Raw genomic sequence first — 15,396 nt, forward strand, 5'->3', positions numbered from 1 at the left:
CATACGCTCGTCCAACCTTCTTTTCTTAATGGTAGGATTAAATCAGATCAGTGACACGGTCCTAGCCGAAACTCTTTCTTGCATCCGTTTCATTGTCGAATAACCGACAGCCCCAAACCCCTCTGACCAAATTTCAAAACGCTTCAATCCAAAAACCCCTCATCCTTCCGTTTACCGATACTTTAACTGAATCACATAGACATCGGAATTGCGGTTGCAGCCAATGCTGGATACGACTCCACTACCGATGACGTTAGCCAACTCGCGATCTACATCATCTTCTAAGTCGGTTTTGAAGGTCAGCGTCGTGACCCGGTTGGCGATTGCATCCGTAAGTCTTGCTCTCAATTCCTCTTTGCTATGAACGACTAAATCCTTGAATACATAATAATTCAGAGAAGTCGCCGAAGCTGCTGGATAGGATGATGTCTCCCAAGTATGATCGCGGGCGAGTTCTTCATCGGTTACATTGAAATAAGCATAATTCGTCTGTCCCTGGATATCGGGAACGGGATCGTCCCATGTGACATCCAAGTTGTAATCGTCGCCTCCGATGTTAACTTTGTTCCAGGCATGTCCATCGCCGTTCGCCATCCCGTACACAATCTGTGAATCAATGCCCGCGAGCTCCAGCAGCAGTTGGGCAGCATTGGCATAGCCTTGACATACCGCCGTTCCCTTAAAGAGCACACCGTACGCACTGTAGGAGTCGGCTGGAACCGTATCGGTCAAATAGTGATCGTAATCATAGGCAGTATGCAGAACAAGATAGTCGTGAATAGCGAGCTCCTTGTCGAACTCGGTCATGTCCGGCTTGATGATCTGATGAAGGATATCCGTGGCTTTTTCATACAGCATTTTCATCCGGTCATCGGTAAAGATGATCGACTTGCCGCGATGTTCAACCGCAGTAAGCAGCTCACCCTCGTGCTTGACGTAACGCGGACCAAATCGATCCGCCACCCTGTACGCCAAAACGAAGATTTGCTCGCGCGATGCATTAGCCTTCGGTTGAAACAGCAAGCCACTCTTCGATTCGCTTCCTTTTAAGATGCCTGCAGCTGCCAGTTTCGTTGCCGAAGAGGTTGCCCAGCTCGAGATTTTGATCGTATCCGCGAAAGTGACGCGTTGGTCTCCTTTCAATTCATTCTGGAACCCGGCTTTGACGAGCGTGTTATCCAGCATCACGGCCAACTGCTCGCGTGTCACGAGCACATGTGGAGAAAAATTTCCTCCGCCCGTTCCGCCAACAATACCCAGTGCGTATGCCTTCAATACATAGGGGTCTTTCGTGTCCTTGAAAGGTTTGCCTGCGGGCAACTCGGCTTTATGTGCAGTCAGCCTCTCGTACAAGCAGACGATCACCTGGCTCAGCTCCGCCCGGGTAATCGAGCTTTGAAAGTTGCTCCAGAGCTCCGTCGGGACGAGGCCGATCTGAAACGCTTCATTCGCATCCTCCAGTGCCCAACCACTCGGCGTATATGAATTGTTATTCATCGCCGTTCCAACGGCCGGTGCGGCCAATAGAGAGCCTGCGACCATCAAGCTGGCTGTAAGGGCTACCAGCTTACGTTTCACGCTGCTTGCTGCCGTGCTGCGGATCATCATTCGGTTTGACATTCTCGTTGGTTCTCCCATTCTCTCTGAATTCCGATCAACTCGGATTCTATCGACATCCTAGCATCCTTCACCTAGCCCAAACGAATATCGTCTATGTCTTTCACTTGTCCCAGCATTATACGCTTGCGGTTATCTCCCTTGTTTTCCACTCGAATTTTAACTCCTTAGATGATCAGCGTACCTTTTCAATTGGATATATCCTTCGCCGGTACCCAGCTTGTTTTCGATAAACACCACATGGGATTTACCTTCATCAGAGAAACGGATGATCATGTCGGGTCTGCTATCCGTTTGATGATCCTCCTGCTTGGTGTATATCTTCTGTGTCGTCACTTCACGGATATTTGCTTCGCTCACTGTGAGATCCGTTAGGGATTTCAGAAAATCGTGCAGCAACCATTCCTTAGACAGTACTTGGGCGAATATTTCCGTCAAGTAATCCTCAAGTTGATTTCGATCTCCACTGAGCAGTTAATAAAGGCGTTTGAGCAATGAAGCCAAGTGATGTCACCCCATCATTGGAAAAGATATAGAAAACAGGACGCCACTTGTCGGCGTCCTTAATTCGATTCGATATCATACGACAAGAATCCTCTTTCTGGAAACAACCGCTCGTCGTGAAGAACCGTCTTTTCCTTGTCCAGATTCTGTGCCAGATAATTGTTGAAATAATCGAAGACATGTCATCGCCTCGATTCCGTCGGTCAGCCTCTCCGTCCAGACGTTAAGTCGTGACAAACATGCAAAAGCCCACACCTTAGCGGCATGGGTTTAATGTGAAATTGCTGGTTAATACCTGGTTTTCTGTATAGCATTAATGAGTTTTTTGTTTCTCTTGTCTGCCTTATACTCATTTACAATCAAAATTGCGTGAATGACTCCGGGAACATAAAAGAAAAGCGTAAGAATCAAATTAAGCAAAAAAGCCCCAATCTTTCCGCAAGATAATACCGCCAAAGGCGGGATGAAACACAAAAGGTAACGCATTGCCGGCCTCCCCCAAAATCATGATATTTCGTTATTCGACAGATATACAAATTATTCCTTCACCCTACAAAAAGGAGCAGAGAGGTCATCCCTCCTGCTCCTTGTTATTCTGCGCTTAATCCCTAGCCATCTTCTCGGCGACAGCTTCCTGGATGTATGCAGACATGCTCATTCCCGCCGCTTCCGCCGCCTTATACTCAGCTTTGAGTCCACATCGAGAGCCGAAGCCGTCAGGGCGTATTAACATTTATTTGATCATACTGATTATCTTTGCATAATCCAATGGATACTCCTATTCAATTTGAATCAGCTTATCCACTTTCTCTCGGCAAAACCGCTTCACTTTATCCTGATTGATTTCAATTATTAACATGACCTTGTTCTCCTGTATCAAGGCCCTGTTTCATCATCCCTGTACCCGTCTGTATCAACGAAAAAACCCTTGATCCACAAGGGATTCAAGGGTTTCTCTCAAGTGATCTGTAGTGGGCTCGAACCACTGACCCCCACCCTGTCAAGACTCCCGGAACATGTTGTTGAAGTGAGTTGAATTCGAGAAATCCTTGATATATAAGGTTTTTTCGAGATCGAATGTATGTTCTATTTAGTTGAAATTTGGTGCCTTTATTTTCTTTTCGGCACCAATTCCGGCACCAATTTTTACTGTATTAGTCCTTGCTATAGCAGGCGTTACTCTTACTCTGAGATCGTCAACGGTGAGGTTTGAAATTCCATCATCCTGAGGTTTTCCACCTTCGGCTGCTGACAATGGATGTATGTTGAATATAGCCCCTTATGATACCCAGAGGTTTTTGCTACCGAGTAGCAGAAAGTCTGCAGCAACTTGCGAGGACATTACCGTTTTCTACGGCATAAAGGACGCTTCACCCTCTGTGGCTTCACAAGGCCGCTTCTCGGCCACATTTTTACCGGAATCGGACTGGTTAAGGTGTTTGTACCTCTTTGAGGTAATGAGTGTTCTAAAGCGTGAGAATGGGACTTCCGTTCACCGCGTGAACATAACTCTTCTTCACTGAGTGAAGGATAAGGAGTTTCGGTCACCGCGTGGTGGAAATGTTTTATTGTCACCTAGGGTTACATGAATTTTCATTACCCGGCAATGAAAAGTACTTTTCGCCACCCGGCGGCAAAAACTCCGCAGCATAATGTGGACTCGCGCAAAATAGTTTTGTACGCCGGGCGTACGAAATTGCTTCGACCTTGCTTTAGCAGCTTTTATGCGGCGCTCGTACATGATCGGGATCAGGTATTTTGCGGGAAGCTCCCGCGAAACTACCTTCCTCACGGCCATAGTCGAGTGTTTTGCGTGCCCTGCACGCGAAACCCACATTCTGAGTTTTTGGCGCCCGGCGCCATTAACCTATTTTTGTCCGCCCGGCGGATAAAACCCTCCCAATGTGGTTTCATCCGAGCTTCGGACAAAACCCACACGAATTATTGCTAACGCTTGGCAAAATCTCAAAGTGTTTTTGCCGGAGTTCGGCAATAACCCCTTTCGTCCAATCGTTGGACAAAACCGCAGTCCAATTTCCATTAACGGTTAATGAAAACCTCTGAACTTTTTACCAACGCTTGGTGAAAACCCCATCGAGTATTTACCGGAGCCCGGTGAAAACCTACTCACCCTCGCTGACGGGAGTTATGGTCGCCGAGCGACCGAAAGTCAGGGGTATCGTGCAAAGGAGTTTTTTCTTCAAAATACGAATTCGAGTTCGTTTTTCGCTGCCGGGCGACGAAAAAGAATTTCCACCGCCGGTCGGTGAAAAATAGTTTTCAGCGCCCGGCGCAGATAAAGAGGTTTTTACCGCTGGGCGGTAGAAACCTCTTTAAACTCTATTATGTTGCGAATCCAATTGAAACGTATTATATAATACAATACAATATGGTATGATATGAGTTAAAGAAGCATAAAATGCTAAAGGAGCCGTGCGCTAACACGACTCCCCAGGCAATAGCCGCTCTTAAGGGCGGTGGCTTCAAATAGGTATGTCAGCAGAAATGGGCCGATTCCCTACCACGGGCGGCCTATTTCTTTTTGTTTAGGTACGTTAGCAGCGCCAGAATGAACATGCCGAACATGAACATCAAGCTGAGTGCTTGGTATACCTCCACAGGCATCCCTCCCTTCCGAGAGGTTAGCCGACCGCCCATATAGCCTTTCTATTGTTCTTTGATTATAGCATAGGCCTGCCTGACAATCTTCTCCTTTTCAACATCCGACAGTGGCGACATCGCCACTCATGACCTAATTCACCGATATAGGTTGCATCCGGGAAGCTTGGCATTATCCACCAACCTTCAGTTCATCACAGCCGAAATCAACATTTCAAGCAAGTAGCCGGTCAATCGCTCTTCGAGATTGGTAAACGGCTGAAGCATGTTAAGGAGAACGATCTGGCTCATGGGCAATGGGAGTCGTGGCTTGAATCGGTTGACATCATTCCGAGAACTGCAAGAGCAATGATTCAAGCTTATGAGCAATTTCGGCAGACGTCTACCGCTTTGCCAGCCGGGAAAATTTTCGAAATGCTCTCGCTCCCCGAATCTATTGATCGCTCCGAGTTTTATTGGATATAGGAAGACCACCCCTGATGGAGTGGCCCCCTTCTCTCGAGACTGTTATTTTGCCTTACCGAATAGCCATAAGTGATTAAGCTCAGAAAGTGCATGATCCAATGCGGTGATTCTTCCCTGAGCGTTTTGATACCAGTCTTGGTCCCAGTTTCGGGTTTCTATCAATTTCATTTTTTTCTCTCTATGCTCCTCAAGCCGATCTATCACTTTCTTTAATTCAAGATCAAACTTTTCCAATGTCTCACCTCCTCCCAATTACAAGATTCGGAATATGGAAGGATTACCCTTTTCATTGTCGAATTATTTCGCGTGGAGGTGGAACTATGCAAAATGGCTTAAAGTTTGTTACCGGACTGATAGTGGTATTCCTATTTGTTGCTGCGCTCATCGATAGCAAGTGGACTTTTGACCTGATATTCGATTTGGTTGGACGCTTTTTCATTTGGGTGGGAAGTCTTCTTCCTTCGCCATTTAAATGAGTAATTGACCGCATCTTTCGGTATCATTTACTCGTTCGGAGTAAGTTTCAGTACCTTCAAGCGCCTTTTAGTATGTTTCAGCAGGTACGCCCCCTTGCTCTTGAGGTTCCTCGCATTTCCGTATAACCTGAACCATACGCTAATTGCGGACGGTTCAATATGACGACCAGGAAAAATGATGGATTGTCGATTCATCATATTGATGAGTCGTCAGACAGCGGTAACAAGCAGTGCTACATTTTCCTAGCTCCGCAGCGTGAAAAAAAGCGGAAGCTCCTTTGTGATCTTCAAATTGAGGTTAGCAACAAAGATCGTTACACCGAAGGCAAACACTTCTTCGCGTTAGAGGGGGATCAGAAACGAGAGTTTTTGAACCGTCTTGAAATTCACGATGGTTCAAAAGACGCCGCTGTCATATACCTCTGGACCGAAAAAAGCGCATGGATGCATGCCAAAAGACTAACACAGATGCAGTCGGGACGGTAGCGGATATCCGCTACGAGCTTGGTCGGTTACGAAATTGTGATGAAGGTTATTTCATTGATTTGTAGAATGAACAATATCTTAGGAGGAATGACTATGGGATGGTACGAAGACTCTTGCGCTTGCCTTGAAGTTGCCGAAGCATCTATGAATGAAATTCTCGAAAAAGAACTTGCATCTCTTGAGAATGATGATGTAGTTCCATTTCTTAAAGTATCAATTAAGAATTATTTGGAGAACTGCAGATCACCGCTAGACTATGTAGCCGGATACATTTTTGATACCTATTGTAGAGAAAAGTACACTAAGAAAGAACTCAGTGGTAAATATGGCAGGGTGTATTTCCCAAAGAAAGATACACCTGATCTTTTGAGGGTTTCTATCGCTGATAATTTTAGAGGATTAACTGACCACCGTTTGATTAAAGTCTTTGATTCCGCGCAAAAGTATAATACAAATTGGTTGGATGACTTATCGAAATTGGTAAATGAAAATAAACACAGAAACCTTACTGCTCAAACACCTGTAGAGCAACTACATATTAATCATGCCACATTTGGAACGAACTCACTAAGAGGTGTCACCATAACTGGAGCTAAACAAGCAATAAGTATTAATGGATCTGGAACATTAGATTCCATCAAAAAAATGGACACATTTGATGGTGAATACAGAAGAGAGTATTATTTCGAATCCCTTAATAAGTCGGTGAATATGGTACTAAATGAAGTGCTGGCTGGATCAAAACATGTAATAGGGGAGTTTAATAAGGTTATTACCCCTTAACTAGCCAGACTGAAAAAGCCTGACAGCAGACGGCATGATGGCAATAATCAAAAGTGTGAGTACTCGTGATGATCAGAAGGAAAAACCTCCCTTTTTGTCGAAATGACTCCTTGATTCTAATCGTACAAAAAGGAGATTTGATATGACCAAACCGGTTAGAATGGGGGACTCCGCTTCAAAACCTTCTATTCCAACGCCCCCAGTGAAGTCATCTGATGAACAACGCTCTGCCGAACGGCCATCAGTACCACAGCCTCCTGTCAAGAGGTAGATGACCGCAAAGGAGTCTGGATATATTCCGGCTCCTTTCTCTCTTTTTCATCAGCTTCAAGGTATTTACCATAATCATAAATGAAAATGCTGTTCCCCGATTCAATATCTGAATATATTTCACTGACTGGTACTTCATATTTTTTTACAACCATGGTGACATACTGGACATATTCAAGTTTAATGGCTTTTCTCGTTTCAAATGGCCTTGAAAAATTTATGAGACTACCCACCATTTCAGGCTCATTTAATCCAATCTTTGTTATACCAACAACTGCTGGAGCGTTAACATTAAAAACCTCTTCCCATACTGATGGAGATTTGTTTAGTTTTGCTTTGCCAATAATATTCCTAACCGCATTAATTACGTTCAATTGGAGCGGATATCCAAACTTAACGTAAATAGCGCTCAGAAAAAAGCTTGTAGCAACGCTAATCGCCATAAACTGAAGGAGAAATGACAAATCAGAAGAAGCGGCATTTACCCCTTGAATTGTCATAATCGGCTTCTGGAGATAGGTATTCATGATTCCCAGAGAGCTGAAAACGACAGGGAACCAAGCAAGTGCAGATAATGCACCAAATTCGATTGTTGAATGTTTGACGACAGGGGTAACTCCCATCATCTGAATCCAAAAATACATCATGAATCCGGGAAGAACAAATATGATCGTGCTCAACAAGTTGTCCATATTAACCCGCCTTTCTATACAACTATATTATTCGTTCGGTTACCGAATGTGCAATCCTGCCAGCCAACCGACCAGAGGCTTGATTTATTTACCTATTCAAGAACTATCGAAACGAACCTTGTTCAATGCCTTCCCTTATATACCTGGCCGCTGGATTCCTCGCCTGGACGTTTCCGGCCGCATATTGCCCGCTTGAGATGCCGTGTCCATGTAATCCGGTGAAGAGACAAGCGAAATCTCCTGCAGGTGGACGTTCAACAGCTTCCGGGATCGGCAATCATCCCCCTTCCACTTCCGGAACTGCGGAACGGCTTACTTCCGCTTTTCATCACTAAGCCTCAGATATTGACACTTTCGCTCTAATGAAGCTCAATAAAAAACCTCCTCGGCTCGGTTAATTCAAAGCGGAAGCGGAAGTAAATTTTCAAATTAAAATCTACAGGGTTTTCGGGCTCACGCGCACCCGCAGTCAATCCGAACCCCTGGAAGGACCCGTGACTTTCCTCGTCCATCCCTCGCTTGTCCTGCACTCATCTGGAATGGGATTGGTCACCGTATCCTATGCTCCTCTCTATGAGGCTTGTAGGGCGTCAAGTAAGGCTTGTGCTTCGTTTATGTTATCTGATGAATGTCGACACCAAGAGTCCAAGTGAACACATTAATTAACGAGGGAATTGCAGATCCCAAAATTATTGCTCCTCAAGAGGTTTACTTAATGACGGGGTGGAAATAATGGGTTTCATCAGCATAAGAACTACAGTGAGGTGCTAAGATGACTCCCATAGACTTGTTCATGGCAGGCGTGTTATTCGGTATCAGCGTTTACCAAAAAACAAAGAGAAAATGATGGAGGTGCTCTATGCAATGGTTCTTGCTCGGCGTAGCTGTTGGCTTGGCTGTAGCTATTTTCGTTGACAATCCCGCCGATAGTGAAAATTTTGTATTCGCTAAACGATAATGATTACTGGCCGTCCTCTTCTTGGACGGCTACTTTTCAGTATCATGAAAGAAAATATCAAACTCGAGATACTGATGGAATTCGAAGCATCGAAATACCTCGCATAACTGGCAGTCGTTGCAGCAGTAGCAAAGGATGAAGTTTAGGGGAGCTTTCCGCGAAATTCAAAGTCAGGGGAGGGTAACCCTAAGAAGGGGGTGATTTTTATTGAGCCAGCTTCGCTCCGTGTATCTCTCAGTTATGTGGAGGATTAGGCGGATGATGTGGAAAGTATTGGGTAAGTAGTTCCAAGATGAATTTAAAGAGGGAACTGGGAACAGTTCATCCTCTTGAAGATAAAAATAAAAAACGTGATTTTCACCAAAACGATTGGCAACCATGGGGTTGGCGGTCTTTTTTATTTTCATCGATATTCTGGATAAATCCGCGCTGGTATAAGGAATTTCAAAAATAAAAAACAGAACACCTAACGATTATTTCCGTCAGGTGCTCCTCTTCATTAACTCATGCTCACTCTCGACCGTTGTCGCAACCAATCTTTCATCTGCCGGTTGAAGTCGGCATGCCCAGCCTTCACAGCCTGCTCAACCGTGGCCTTATCGGCAGCCCCGCTTATGTTGATCGTAGCGTGATACTCTACATTGATCGTCTCCGATGACTGCGAAGGACGCTCCATTCCGAGCAACCGGCCCGTTAATTCGTAAAGCGATTGGCTCCGGGAAGAATCGTTGAGCGGGATCGCCATTTCCGGTCCGGCTTCCCCGAAGATCGAAGGGCGACTCGCTATGCCACCTTCAGCATATTGCGGCAGCTTAGGAAGCGGAAGCCGTGGTATATCCTTGAATATCCCTGTCTGCTGCCATACCACATCCACATTGATCTTCTTGTTGGCTGGTAGCAAATCAAACTCCTGATTCATATTGCGCACTTGTTCAAGAACAGGATCAAATAGAGCCTTTTGTTCTGCGCTCATCGTATTGTATTTGGCAAGTTGGTCCTCTATCTTCCCGCCGAGATTCAGTTCGATCAGATTTTTTTGCTGATCGTAGAGCGTTTGGTAGCTCGACTTGGATTTTTCCAACTCTTCGCTTTTAGAAATGATGTTGGAGTATGCATTAATCATATCATCGTTAATTTCTGATGATACTCCCCTTGCCAAATCCAGGTGACTAGTAAATTGTCTGCCTATTGTCTTTCCAATTTCGTTAGCTTGATTTACAAGATCGTCTACTTGTTTATCCCTTTCGGGGGACGCACTAAGCATTGATGTTTCAGAGTATTTTTTCTCAATATCAAGAATCTGAGCATAAGCCTTTTCCAAAGCATCATTCGTTCATATAGACTGCTTATTTCGTTTCCTAAATTCGGTATTTCCTTTTCAAGTTTGGGCTGATCGCGTCTTCCCTCAGCGATTTGCTTATCCAATTCAAGTTTAGCCATGTCACGTTGCGTATCGGCAACCTGTTTCGCTAGACCAGCCTTCTCGCGGAAACTCCCGTTTTGTAGATCAGATTGCCGAATAAGCTCTGGGTATATTTCCAGCATCTTCTCTTCAATTTCACGCATTCGAGATTGTTGGTCAGCCATATTTCTAGTCGGGTCCACATTATTCTCAACAACCTGTTTAAGGCGATCGTATTCCCATACCAGATCATTCGTTGCACTGGCTTTATCGGCAACTTGTTGGTATTTCCCGGCAGCCTCTTCAAGCTTTGGACCCATGTTAATAATGTCCTGCCTAACGGCTTCTTGATGCTTCTTATATGCGATTATTCCGCCTGCAGCCAAGCCAACCGCTCCGAGTGCAATCCCAAATGGATTGGACAGCATCCCTACCGCCCCACCGAGCATGCTAGCTCCCTTTGTCACTTTGGAGAAGTTCTTCACGACCCCTACAGCATTCTTCCCGATCATTGCGGCCGGTGTGCCAAGGGCAATCAGTTTCACGATATCATTGTTTTCGCTGGCCCACTCGGTCAAATCACGAAGGTAGGGGAGTAAGTCATCGCCGATGGGCATGACAATATCCTGCATGAACTCCCGCCCCAGCTCCTTGATGTCCTGGGTGAGGTTGTCGTAATTGGTCTCATTGATCTGATCCATCGTCCCGGCGGTCTTGTCGAACTCCTTGTTTACCGTTCCAAGGGAGCCGACGACCTTGGATTCCATATCCTCAAATTGTGTCCCAAACAGGGAAACACCGATGGTGCTTTTCTTAACCGGGTCCTGTATCTTGTTGAGCTCGGAGATGATCAGTTCCATTGCGTCCCGGCCTTTGAGAGATCCGTTAGCGACCTGATCGAGAATCTTATTCCCGTCAGCTATGGTACTCTGAACGGTCGCATAGGCTTTCTCGCCTTGCGTCCCGCCCTTGCGGAGGTTCTTTATCAAGTCGGCAGCCGTTGCCTTCGATGTGCGGGAGACAAGCTCCTGATATTCCTTGGTCTGCTCCCCGCCCTTAAGCATGGACGCGATAAAGGCATCAGCATTTTTGGCTTGAAACAGGTCGTTCATCGCCGTCTTGGTGCCGGAGCTGCCGTCCTTGATCCGAATGCCGAACTCCTTGACAGCATCGCCCACCTTATCCAGGTTGAACGCGCCATTCTGCAAGCCGGTATTGAGAAGCGAAAACATGTCCTCTGCCGAATAGCCCAGCGTTTTGAAATAGACGCTGTACTCGTTGGCTGTATCTAGCAGGTCGCCCGACTTGTCCATGCCCTTCTGAGCTCCCTGGGCAAGCAGGTTCATTGCCTGCTCGGAGGTGAGGCCGAAGTTCTTCATCATCGTCTCAGTGACCTTCACAGATTCAGGAACACCGAACTCGAACACATCCTGAAGCGCCAGCGCGTTCTTGGTGGTCTTCTCCAACTCCTCGCCGGTCAGGCTTGTTACGTTTCGAGTGGTGACGAGTGCTTTAGTGAGCTCGTCGATGTTTTCCCCGCGGCCTTGCCGATATAGGTTGTTTACCGCTTCCTGCATCTTCGAGAATTCGTCAGCGCTGGCACCGGTGGCCGCTTGCATTTGCTTCATGGAGCTGTCAAAATCGCCTACCGTGCCAATCATATCCTTAAACGAGTCGGCAACAGTATCGACAATAGCGAATGCCCCTGAATACTCCGAAACACGCTTTAGGACATCGCCGAACCCTTTTGCGGATTCGGACGCCTTCGAAAACACGGAGGGAACCCCTTTACCGCTCTTTTCGAGCCCCCGGAACGCCTTTTCGGTTCCATCTGCGGCCCGCTCCGCACTGTCGAACGCTCGCTTAAAGGTCGGATCCATCTTCCCGCCGAGCTCGAATGTCGTGGAGTATGTCTTTCCCTGTGGCATCTCATTTCCCCCTCTCTATCTCCGCTTACGATTCTTGTTAATTCCGTCATATGCTGAATGCCACTTCGTCCACTCCATAACCGGTTGTGCTAACCAGAACTCAATGGTGGAGCCAGGAATAGAAGAAAGGAGGATCGCGAGTTCGCGAATCCCCCGATCAATGTCTTCTCCTATTCCTGTAGCAGTAAAAAATTTTGTGCCCTCTGCAGCAGACTGGTGAAGTCCTTCGCCTTCAAGGACTTGATCAGTTCAGGAATGACTCCGGCTGCCTTGGCGGTTACCGTAATTTGATAGGGCATCGACAAGGCTTTCACAAATGAGCCTTCTTCTGGGGCAATGAATCGAGCCTGAGCAGCGCACGAGAGCAGGTCGGCTCCGGTCAGCTTCTCGAAGTCGAGCGTCAGCTCGGTTACCGTCTCACCTTCGAATTGGATCGGCCGCAGCAGGGTATAGGTCACGCTCGTTTGGGTCTCGTTAGTCATGGATTAAGTCTCCTGTTCTGTTATTAGGATTTGTTGGCGATCACTGGCTAAGGGGTAATGGTCTCGGATCAGTGGGGAACATCTCCCCTCTGTCTGCAAGTATCTACACTTAGGCTTTATTCTTATAGACGATCTCCAAAGTGCCCACATCGGGTGAAAAGGATCGAATAATCTCCGCATTTGGATGAACCTCTTTCCATTCCTGAAGTACGATTGCACTTTGCTTCTGGCTATTTATCCTTGCCGTCTGAATTTCAGAATTCGGCTCAGTGTGCCGTATCTCATAATTCGTAGTAAGGATATCGCGCGGCTCATCGCTTTCCTCTCTGGGAAGGTAATAGCTGATGTCCTCGCCAAATATCCAATTACGGACAAAGGCTTCTCTATCATAGGAAGAAAGCTTCTGAATAGGTGCAGGATAAATGAATCTTACGATTTTTGAAACTGTATATCCTGGCCCAAATTGGTCAAGTCGATCTCTTTCTGCAGCCAATTGTTTTTTCTTCATTTCAAGCTCTTTGATCTGCAGATCAATCGCTGCCCGCTGCCCAAAAGTCGCTTCTTGCGCTTTAATATTTTCGTGAAGTTCCCTGTTCGCCGCTTCTTGGATCACCTTGATATCAGCGGTGAAATCAACTTTGCCGACCGTGTGGTTTTCAAATTCCGAAATAGAGGCTTCAACCTCTTCTAACTCCAAGCGAAGATCCTTGTTGGCAAGCCGATATTTCGCTGCCTCCTCGTTTTCGTCCTGCAGATCGTGTTCAAGGGCCGTACGAGTTTGCTTGTTGATTTTTTCTTTCAAGGAATTTTGCTGATTGCGAAGGTTCCCGAGATTCTCTTGAACTTTATTTTCCCAAGCTTTGGTTTTCCTGAGAAATGCATCAACGAGTTCATCCAGAGTGATTTGAGGCGTCACAGGTTCGGCCGTTTCGGTAATTACCTCCTGCACTTTTGTTGTGGCAACCGGCTGATCAGCTTTTCCCTTTTTCAATTTAGCTTTGTTGCTATCAAATATAGCCATGGGATTCATCCTTTCAGAATTTTATCGTTCAGTGTGATTTTGATTTATGATATTGACTAAAAAATCAGTTAGCATCTTTGTTCTTTCAGACGTGCTATGCACGGATTGATCGGCTACATCGCTGCTTGGAGTACGTCCTTTATTGATTTCAGCAACAATCGTATCGGCGAGCTTCTGCGCTACTGAGCGGTCTCTCAGAATGCTAAATGCCAGTTGGCCTGCCGTTTTACCAGAGGCGATTGCTTGATCCACCAAGCTGCTGAACTCAGGGTTGCTTTTTTTAATGGCATCCAGCTCGGCAATACGATCTGTCTCGTTAATTCCGACGCACATGATCCGGTCGCTTTGATAACTCATTGGTTTGGCCTACTTTCCTTTTGGATTTTTGTGTACTTTCGCTTTTTCACTTCTGATCAGCGGTCCTAAAACAGCGCATTAATGAAGGGATTTTCCTGTTTTAATCATCTGCTTCACTCAAAAGCGAAAGCGAAAGTAAATTTTCAAATTAAAATCTACAGGGTTTTCGGGCTCACGCGCACCCGCAGTCATTCCGAACCCCTGGAAGGACCCGTGAGCCGCCTGGTGCTCCACTTCATAGCCTCATAAAGGCATAATTGGAACCACAGCCGCACTCAAATGTGTTTCATCAGCTTATAAGCATCACCCCCTTCACTTATTGCCGTTACCTATTGAAATTCAACGAATAATAGGCTATAACAATAAAAGAAATGTGTTCGATGGACGAAACTTTCCCGTTTCGCGTCCGTATGAATGAGCAGAAGAGTTCTTAGTAATCGGCGCCTTCACTACTCGTAATAGTGGGGGCGTCTTTCTTTTCGTCCAAGGAGTCCAGGAAGCGCTCGGCTTCACTAACATCAACCCCAAGGCTTTTGAGCTCAGAGAGAAGAGCTTCAGTGCTGATGGTGACCTGACCGGCTTCCACGGAGGCCGCTTTGCGGATCGCCTTAGCGAGTACATTCCCAGCCGCGGGGCAATCAACGGCCTTGCCGATGAAGATGTGATCGCCCTTGATGCCATAGAGTTGGCCTGCCCTGTGGAACTCAATCAAGTTCATCGGACCGGAATCCGTCTCCCAGCGGAGAAGGGTTCGGGTGCTGACCCCCAACTTCTTAGCGGCTTCTTGGATTTCGTACCCAACATTCATACGGGCTTGCTTCAAGGTGATTTGATTATTCATGAAGAGCTCTCCCTTCGGTGTCCAGTTTTTTGAACAGTGTCGTGATAGTTTGATCAAGCTGTGGCGCAAGTTCCGCTTCCAGTGCTTGTGCATTGCTAGCGGCTTGGAGAAGATCGAGAACGATAGCTTCACGCGGGAACGTCTCGTCTTCGGTGATGGTCGCAGCAAGCTCAAGGAGTCTGCATTTGATTTCAGCGACTTGAAGAATCAATGATATCGACATGTGTTCACATCCTTCCGAGGAATCATCATCGGACACATACCGTTCATTGGTGCCGGCTAGTTTGGCGGCTTGGGCTCGGGATTCGCTTTGCTCCCGTTCCGGAATTTTTTCCGTATCGGGAGCGGCCGCCCCCTTTTTTAATGTCCTCCCCCGACGTTCCTTCGCCTCTGATTCCAGCAACGGAAGCATCTCTACGGCGATTGCTGCCTTTTGGGCTGATGTGAGGTGCCGGCGCTAGAGGTTAAGGCTGATTACTCTTAAAAGCTTGCTCT

16 protein-coding genes are annotated in these 15,396 nt (G+C 46.5%); 3 read left to right on the forward strand and 13 right to left on the reverse strand.

Going from position 1 to position 15,396, the window contains the following annotated elements; translation table 11 throughout:
* Nucleotides 1-171: 171 nt before the first annotated feature.
* From BN2684_RS08565 to BN2684_RS25170, 4 genes are all read right to left on the reverse strand, one after another.
* Entirely contained in the window at nucleotides 172-1,620 is a 1,449-nt protein-coding gene (locus BN2684_RS08565; protein WP_058301767.1) for an S-layer homology domain-containing protein, read from the reverse strand.
* 156 nt (nucleotides 1,621-1,776) lie between these two features.
* The gene (locus BN2684_RS08570; RefSeq protein ID WP_058301768.1) at nucleotides 1,777-2,055 is read right to left on the reverse strand and encodes a PD-(D/E)XK nuclease family protein; all 279 of its coding nucleotides are present in this window, start codon (nucleotides 2,053-2,055) and stop codon (nucleotides 1,777-1,779) included.
* Between the two features lie 354 nt (nucleotides 2,056-2,409).
* A complete protein-coding gene (locus tag BN2684_RS08575; protein WP_058301769.1) occupies nucleotides 2,410-2,607 on the reverse strand; it encodes a YqaE/Pmp3 family membrane protein in 198 nt (65 codons plus the stop codon).
* 2,046 nt (nucleotides 2,608-4,653) lie between these two features.
* Complete coding sequence (locus BN2684_RS25170; RefSeq protein ID WP_316245508.1) at nucleotides 4,654-4,779, reverse strand: putative holin-like toxin; 126 nt, start codon at nucleotides 4,777-4,779, stop codon at nucleotides 4,654-4,656.
* A 219-nt stretch (nucleotides 4,780-4,998) separates the two neighbouring features.
* On the opposite strand from BN2684_RS25170, the gene BN2684_RS23860 reads away from it, so the two are divergent.
* Entirely contained in the window at nucleotides 4,999-5,205 is a 207-nt protein-coding gene (locus tag BN2684_RS23860) for a DUF3102 domain-containing protein (protein ID WP_234340227.1), read from the forward strand.
* A 42-nt stretch (nucleotides 5,206-5,247) separates the two neighbouring features.
* On the opposite strand, the gene BN2684_RS08585 is transcribed toward BN2684_RS23860, so the two are convergent.
* Complete coding sequence (locus BN2684_RS08585; protein WP_058301771.1) at nucleotides 5,248-5,439, reverse strand: hypothetical protein; 192 nt, start codon at nucleotides 5,437-5,439, stop codon at nucleotides 5,248-5,250.
* A gap of 401 nt (nucleotides 5,440-5,840) precedes the next feature.
* Between BN2684_RS08585 and BN2684_RS08590 the strand changes: the two genes are divergently transcribed.
* Entirely contained in the window at nucleotides 5,841-6,167 is a 327-nt protein-coding gene (locus BN2684_RS08590) for an ORF6N domain-containing protein (protein WP_148449920.1), read from the forward strand.
* A 93-nt stretch (nucleotides 6,168-6,260) separates the two neighbouring features.
* Nucleotides 6,261-6,950: a hypothetical protein gene (locus BN2684_RS08595; protein ID WP_058301773.1), complete on the forward strand. Its 690-nt coding sequence runs from the start codon at nucleotides 6,261-6,263 to the stop codon at nucleotides 6,948-6,950.
* Nucleotides 6,951-7,210: 260 nt separating this feature from the next.
* Here BN2684_RS08595 and BN2684_RS08600 read toward each other — a convergent pair whose 3' ends face one another.
* From BN2684_RS08600 to BN2684_RS08635, 8 genes are all read right to left on the reverse strand, one after another.
* Nucleotides 7,211-7,912: a hypothetical protein gene (locus BN2684_RS08600; RefSeq protein WP_058301774.1), complete on the reverse strand. Its 702-nt coding sequence runs from the start codon at nucleotides 7,910-7,912 to the stop codon at nucleotides 7,211-7,213.
* A 1,457-nt stretch (nucleotides 7,913-9,369) separates the two neighbouring features.
* Nucleotides 9,370-10,191, reverse strand: coding sequence for a hypothetical protein (locus BN2684_RS08605; protein ID WP_148449922.1), 822 nt, complete (start codon nucleotides 10,189-10,191; stop codon nucleotides 9,370-9,372).
* Nucleotides 10,098-12,047, reverse strand: a complete 1,950-nt coding sequence (locus BN2684_RS08610) for a phage tail tape measure protein (RefSeq protein WP_159065774.1) — start codon at nucleotides 12,045-12,047, stop codon at nucleotides 10,098-10,100. The genes BN2684_RS08605 and BN2684_RS08610 overlap by 94 nt, the downstream gene beginning before the upstream one ends.
* A gap of 323 nt (nucleotides 12,048-12,370) precedes the next feature.
* On the reverse strand, nucleotides 12,371-12,682 hold the full coding sequence (locus BN2684_RS08615; protein WP_058301777.1) for a phage tail assembly protein: 312 nt from the start codon (nucleotides 12,680-12,682) through the stop codon (nucleotides 12,371-12,373).
* Nucleotides 12,683-12,791: 109 nt separating this feature from the next.
* The gene (locus BN2684_RS08620; RefSeq protein ID WP_058301778.1) at nucleotides 12,792-13,703 is read right to left on the reverse strand and encodes a hypothetical protein; all 912 of its coding nucleotides are present in this window, start codon (nucleotides 13,701-13,703) and stop codon (nucleotides 12,792-12,794) included.
* Nucleotides 13,704-13,724: 21 nt separating this feature from the next.
* Entirely contained in the window at nucleotides 13,725-14,060 is a 336-nt protein-coding gene (locus BN2684_RS08625; protein ID WP_058301779.1) for a hypothetical protein, read from the reverse strand.
* A gap of 430 nt (nucleotides 14,061-14,490) precedes the next feature.
* Nucleotides 14,491-14,901 carry a helix-turn-helix domain-containing protein gene (locus BN2684_RS24240; RefSeq protein ID WP_058301780.1) on the reverse strand — a complete coding sequence of 137 codons (411 nt, stop codon included), beginning with the start codon at nucleotides 14,899-14,901 and terminating at the stop codon, nucleotides 14,491-14,493.
* Nucleotides 14,894-15,313, reverse strand: coding sequence for a hypothetical protein (locus tag BN2684_RS08635; protein WP_058301781.1), 420 nt, complete (start codon nucleotides 15,311-15,313; stop codon nucleotides 14,894-14,896). Before BN2684_RS08635 ends, BN2684_RS24240 begins: the two co-directional genes overlap by 8 nt.
* Between the last annotated feature and the right edge of the window lie 83 nt (nucleotides 15,314-15,396).

Source organism: Gorillibacterium timonense (assembly GCF_001457415.1).
GTDB lineage: Bacteria > Bacillota > Bacilli > Paenibacillales > NBRC-103111 > Gorillibacterium > Gorillibacterium timonense.

Coding starts and splice junctions, on each gene's coding strand:
- BN2684_RS08565 (WP_058301767.1), bottom strand. CDS start 1,620: ATGTCAAACCGAATGATGATCCGCAGCACGGCAGCAAGCAGCGTGAAA.
- BN2684_RS08575 (WP_058301769.1), bottom strand. CDS start 2,607: ATGCGTTACCTTTTGTGTTTCATCCCGCCTTTGGCGGTATTATCTTGC.
- BN2684_RS25170 (WP_316245508.1), bottom strand. CDS start 4,779: ATGGGCGGTCGGCTAACCTCTCGGAAGGGAGGGATGCCTGTGGAGGTA.
- BN2684_RS08590 (WP_148449920.1), top strand. CDS start 5,841: ATGACGACCAGGAAAAATGATGGATTGTCGATTCATCATATTGATGAG.
- BN2684_RS08595 (WP_058301773.1), top strand. CDS start 6,261: ATGGGATGGTACGAAGACTCTTGCGCTTGCCTTGAAGTTGCCGAAGCA.
- BN2684_RS08600 (WP_058301774.1), bottom strand. CDS start 7,912: ATGGACAACTTGTTGAGCACGATCATATTTGTTCTTCCCGGATTCATG.
- BN2684_RS08615 (WP_058301777.1), bottom strand. CDS start 12,682: ATGACTAACGAGACCCAAACGAGCGTGACCTATACCCTGCTGCGGCCG.
- BN2684_RS08620 (WP_058301778.1), bottom strand. CDS start 13,703: ATGGCTATATTTGATAGCAACAAAGCTAAATTGAAAAAGGGAAAAGCT.
- BN2684_RS08625 (WP_058301779.1), bottom strand. CDS start 14,060: ATGAGTTATCAAAGCGACCGGATCATGTGCGTCGGAATTAACGAGACA.
- BN2684_RS24240 (WP_058301780.1), bottom strand. CDS start 14,901: ATGAATAATCAAATCACCTTGAAGCAAGCCCGTATGAATGTTGGGTAC.
- BN2684_RS08635 (WP_058301781.1), bottom strand. CDS start 15,313: ATGCTTCCGTTGCTGGAATCAGAGGCGAAGGAACGTCGGGGGAGGACA.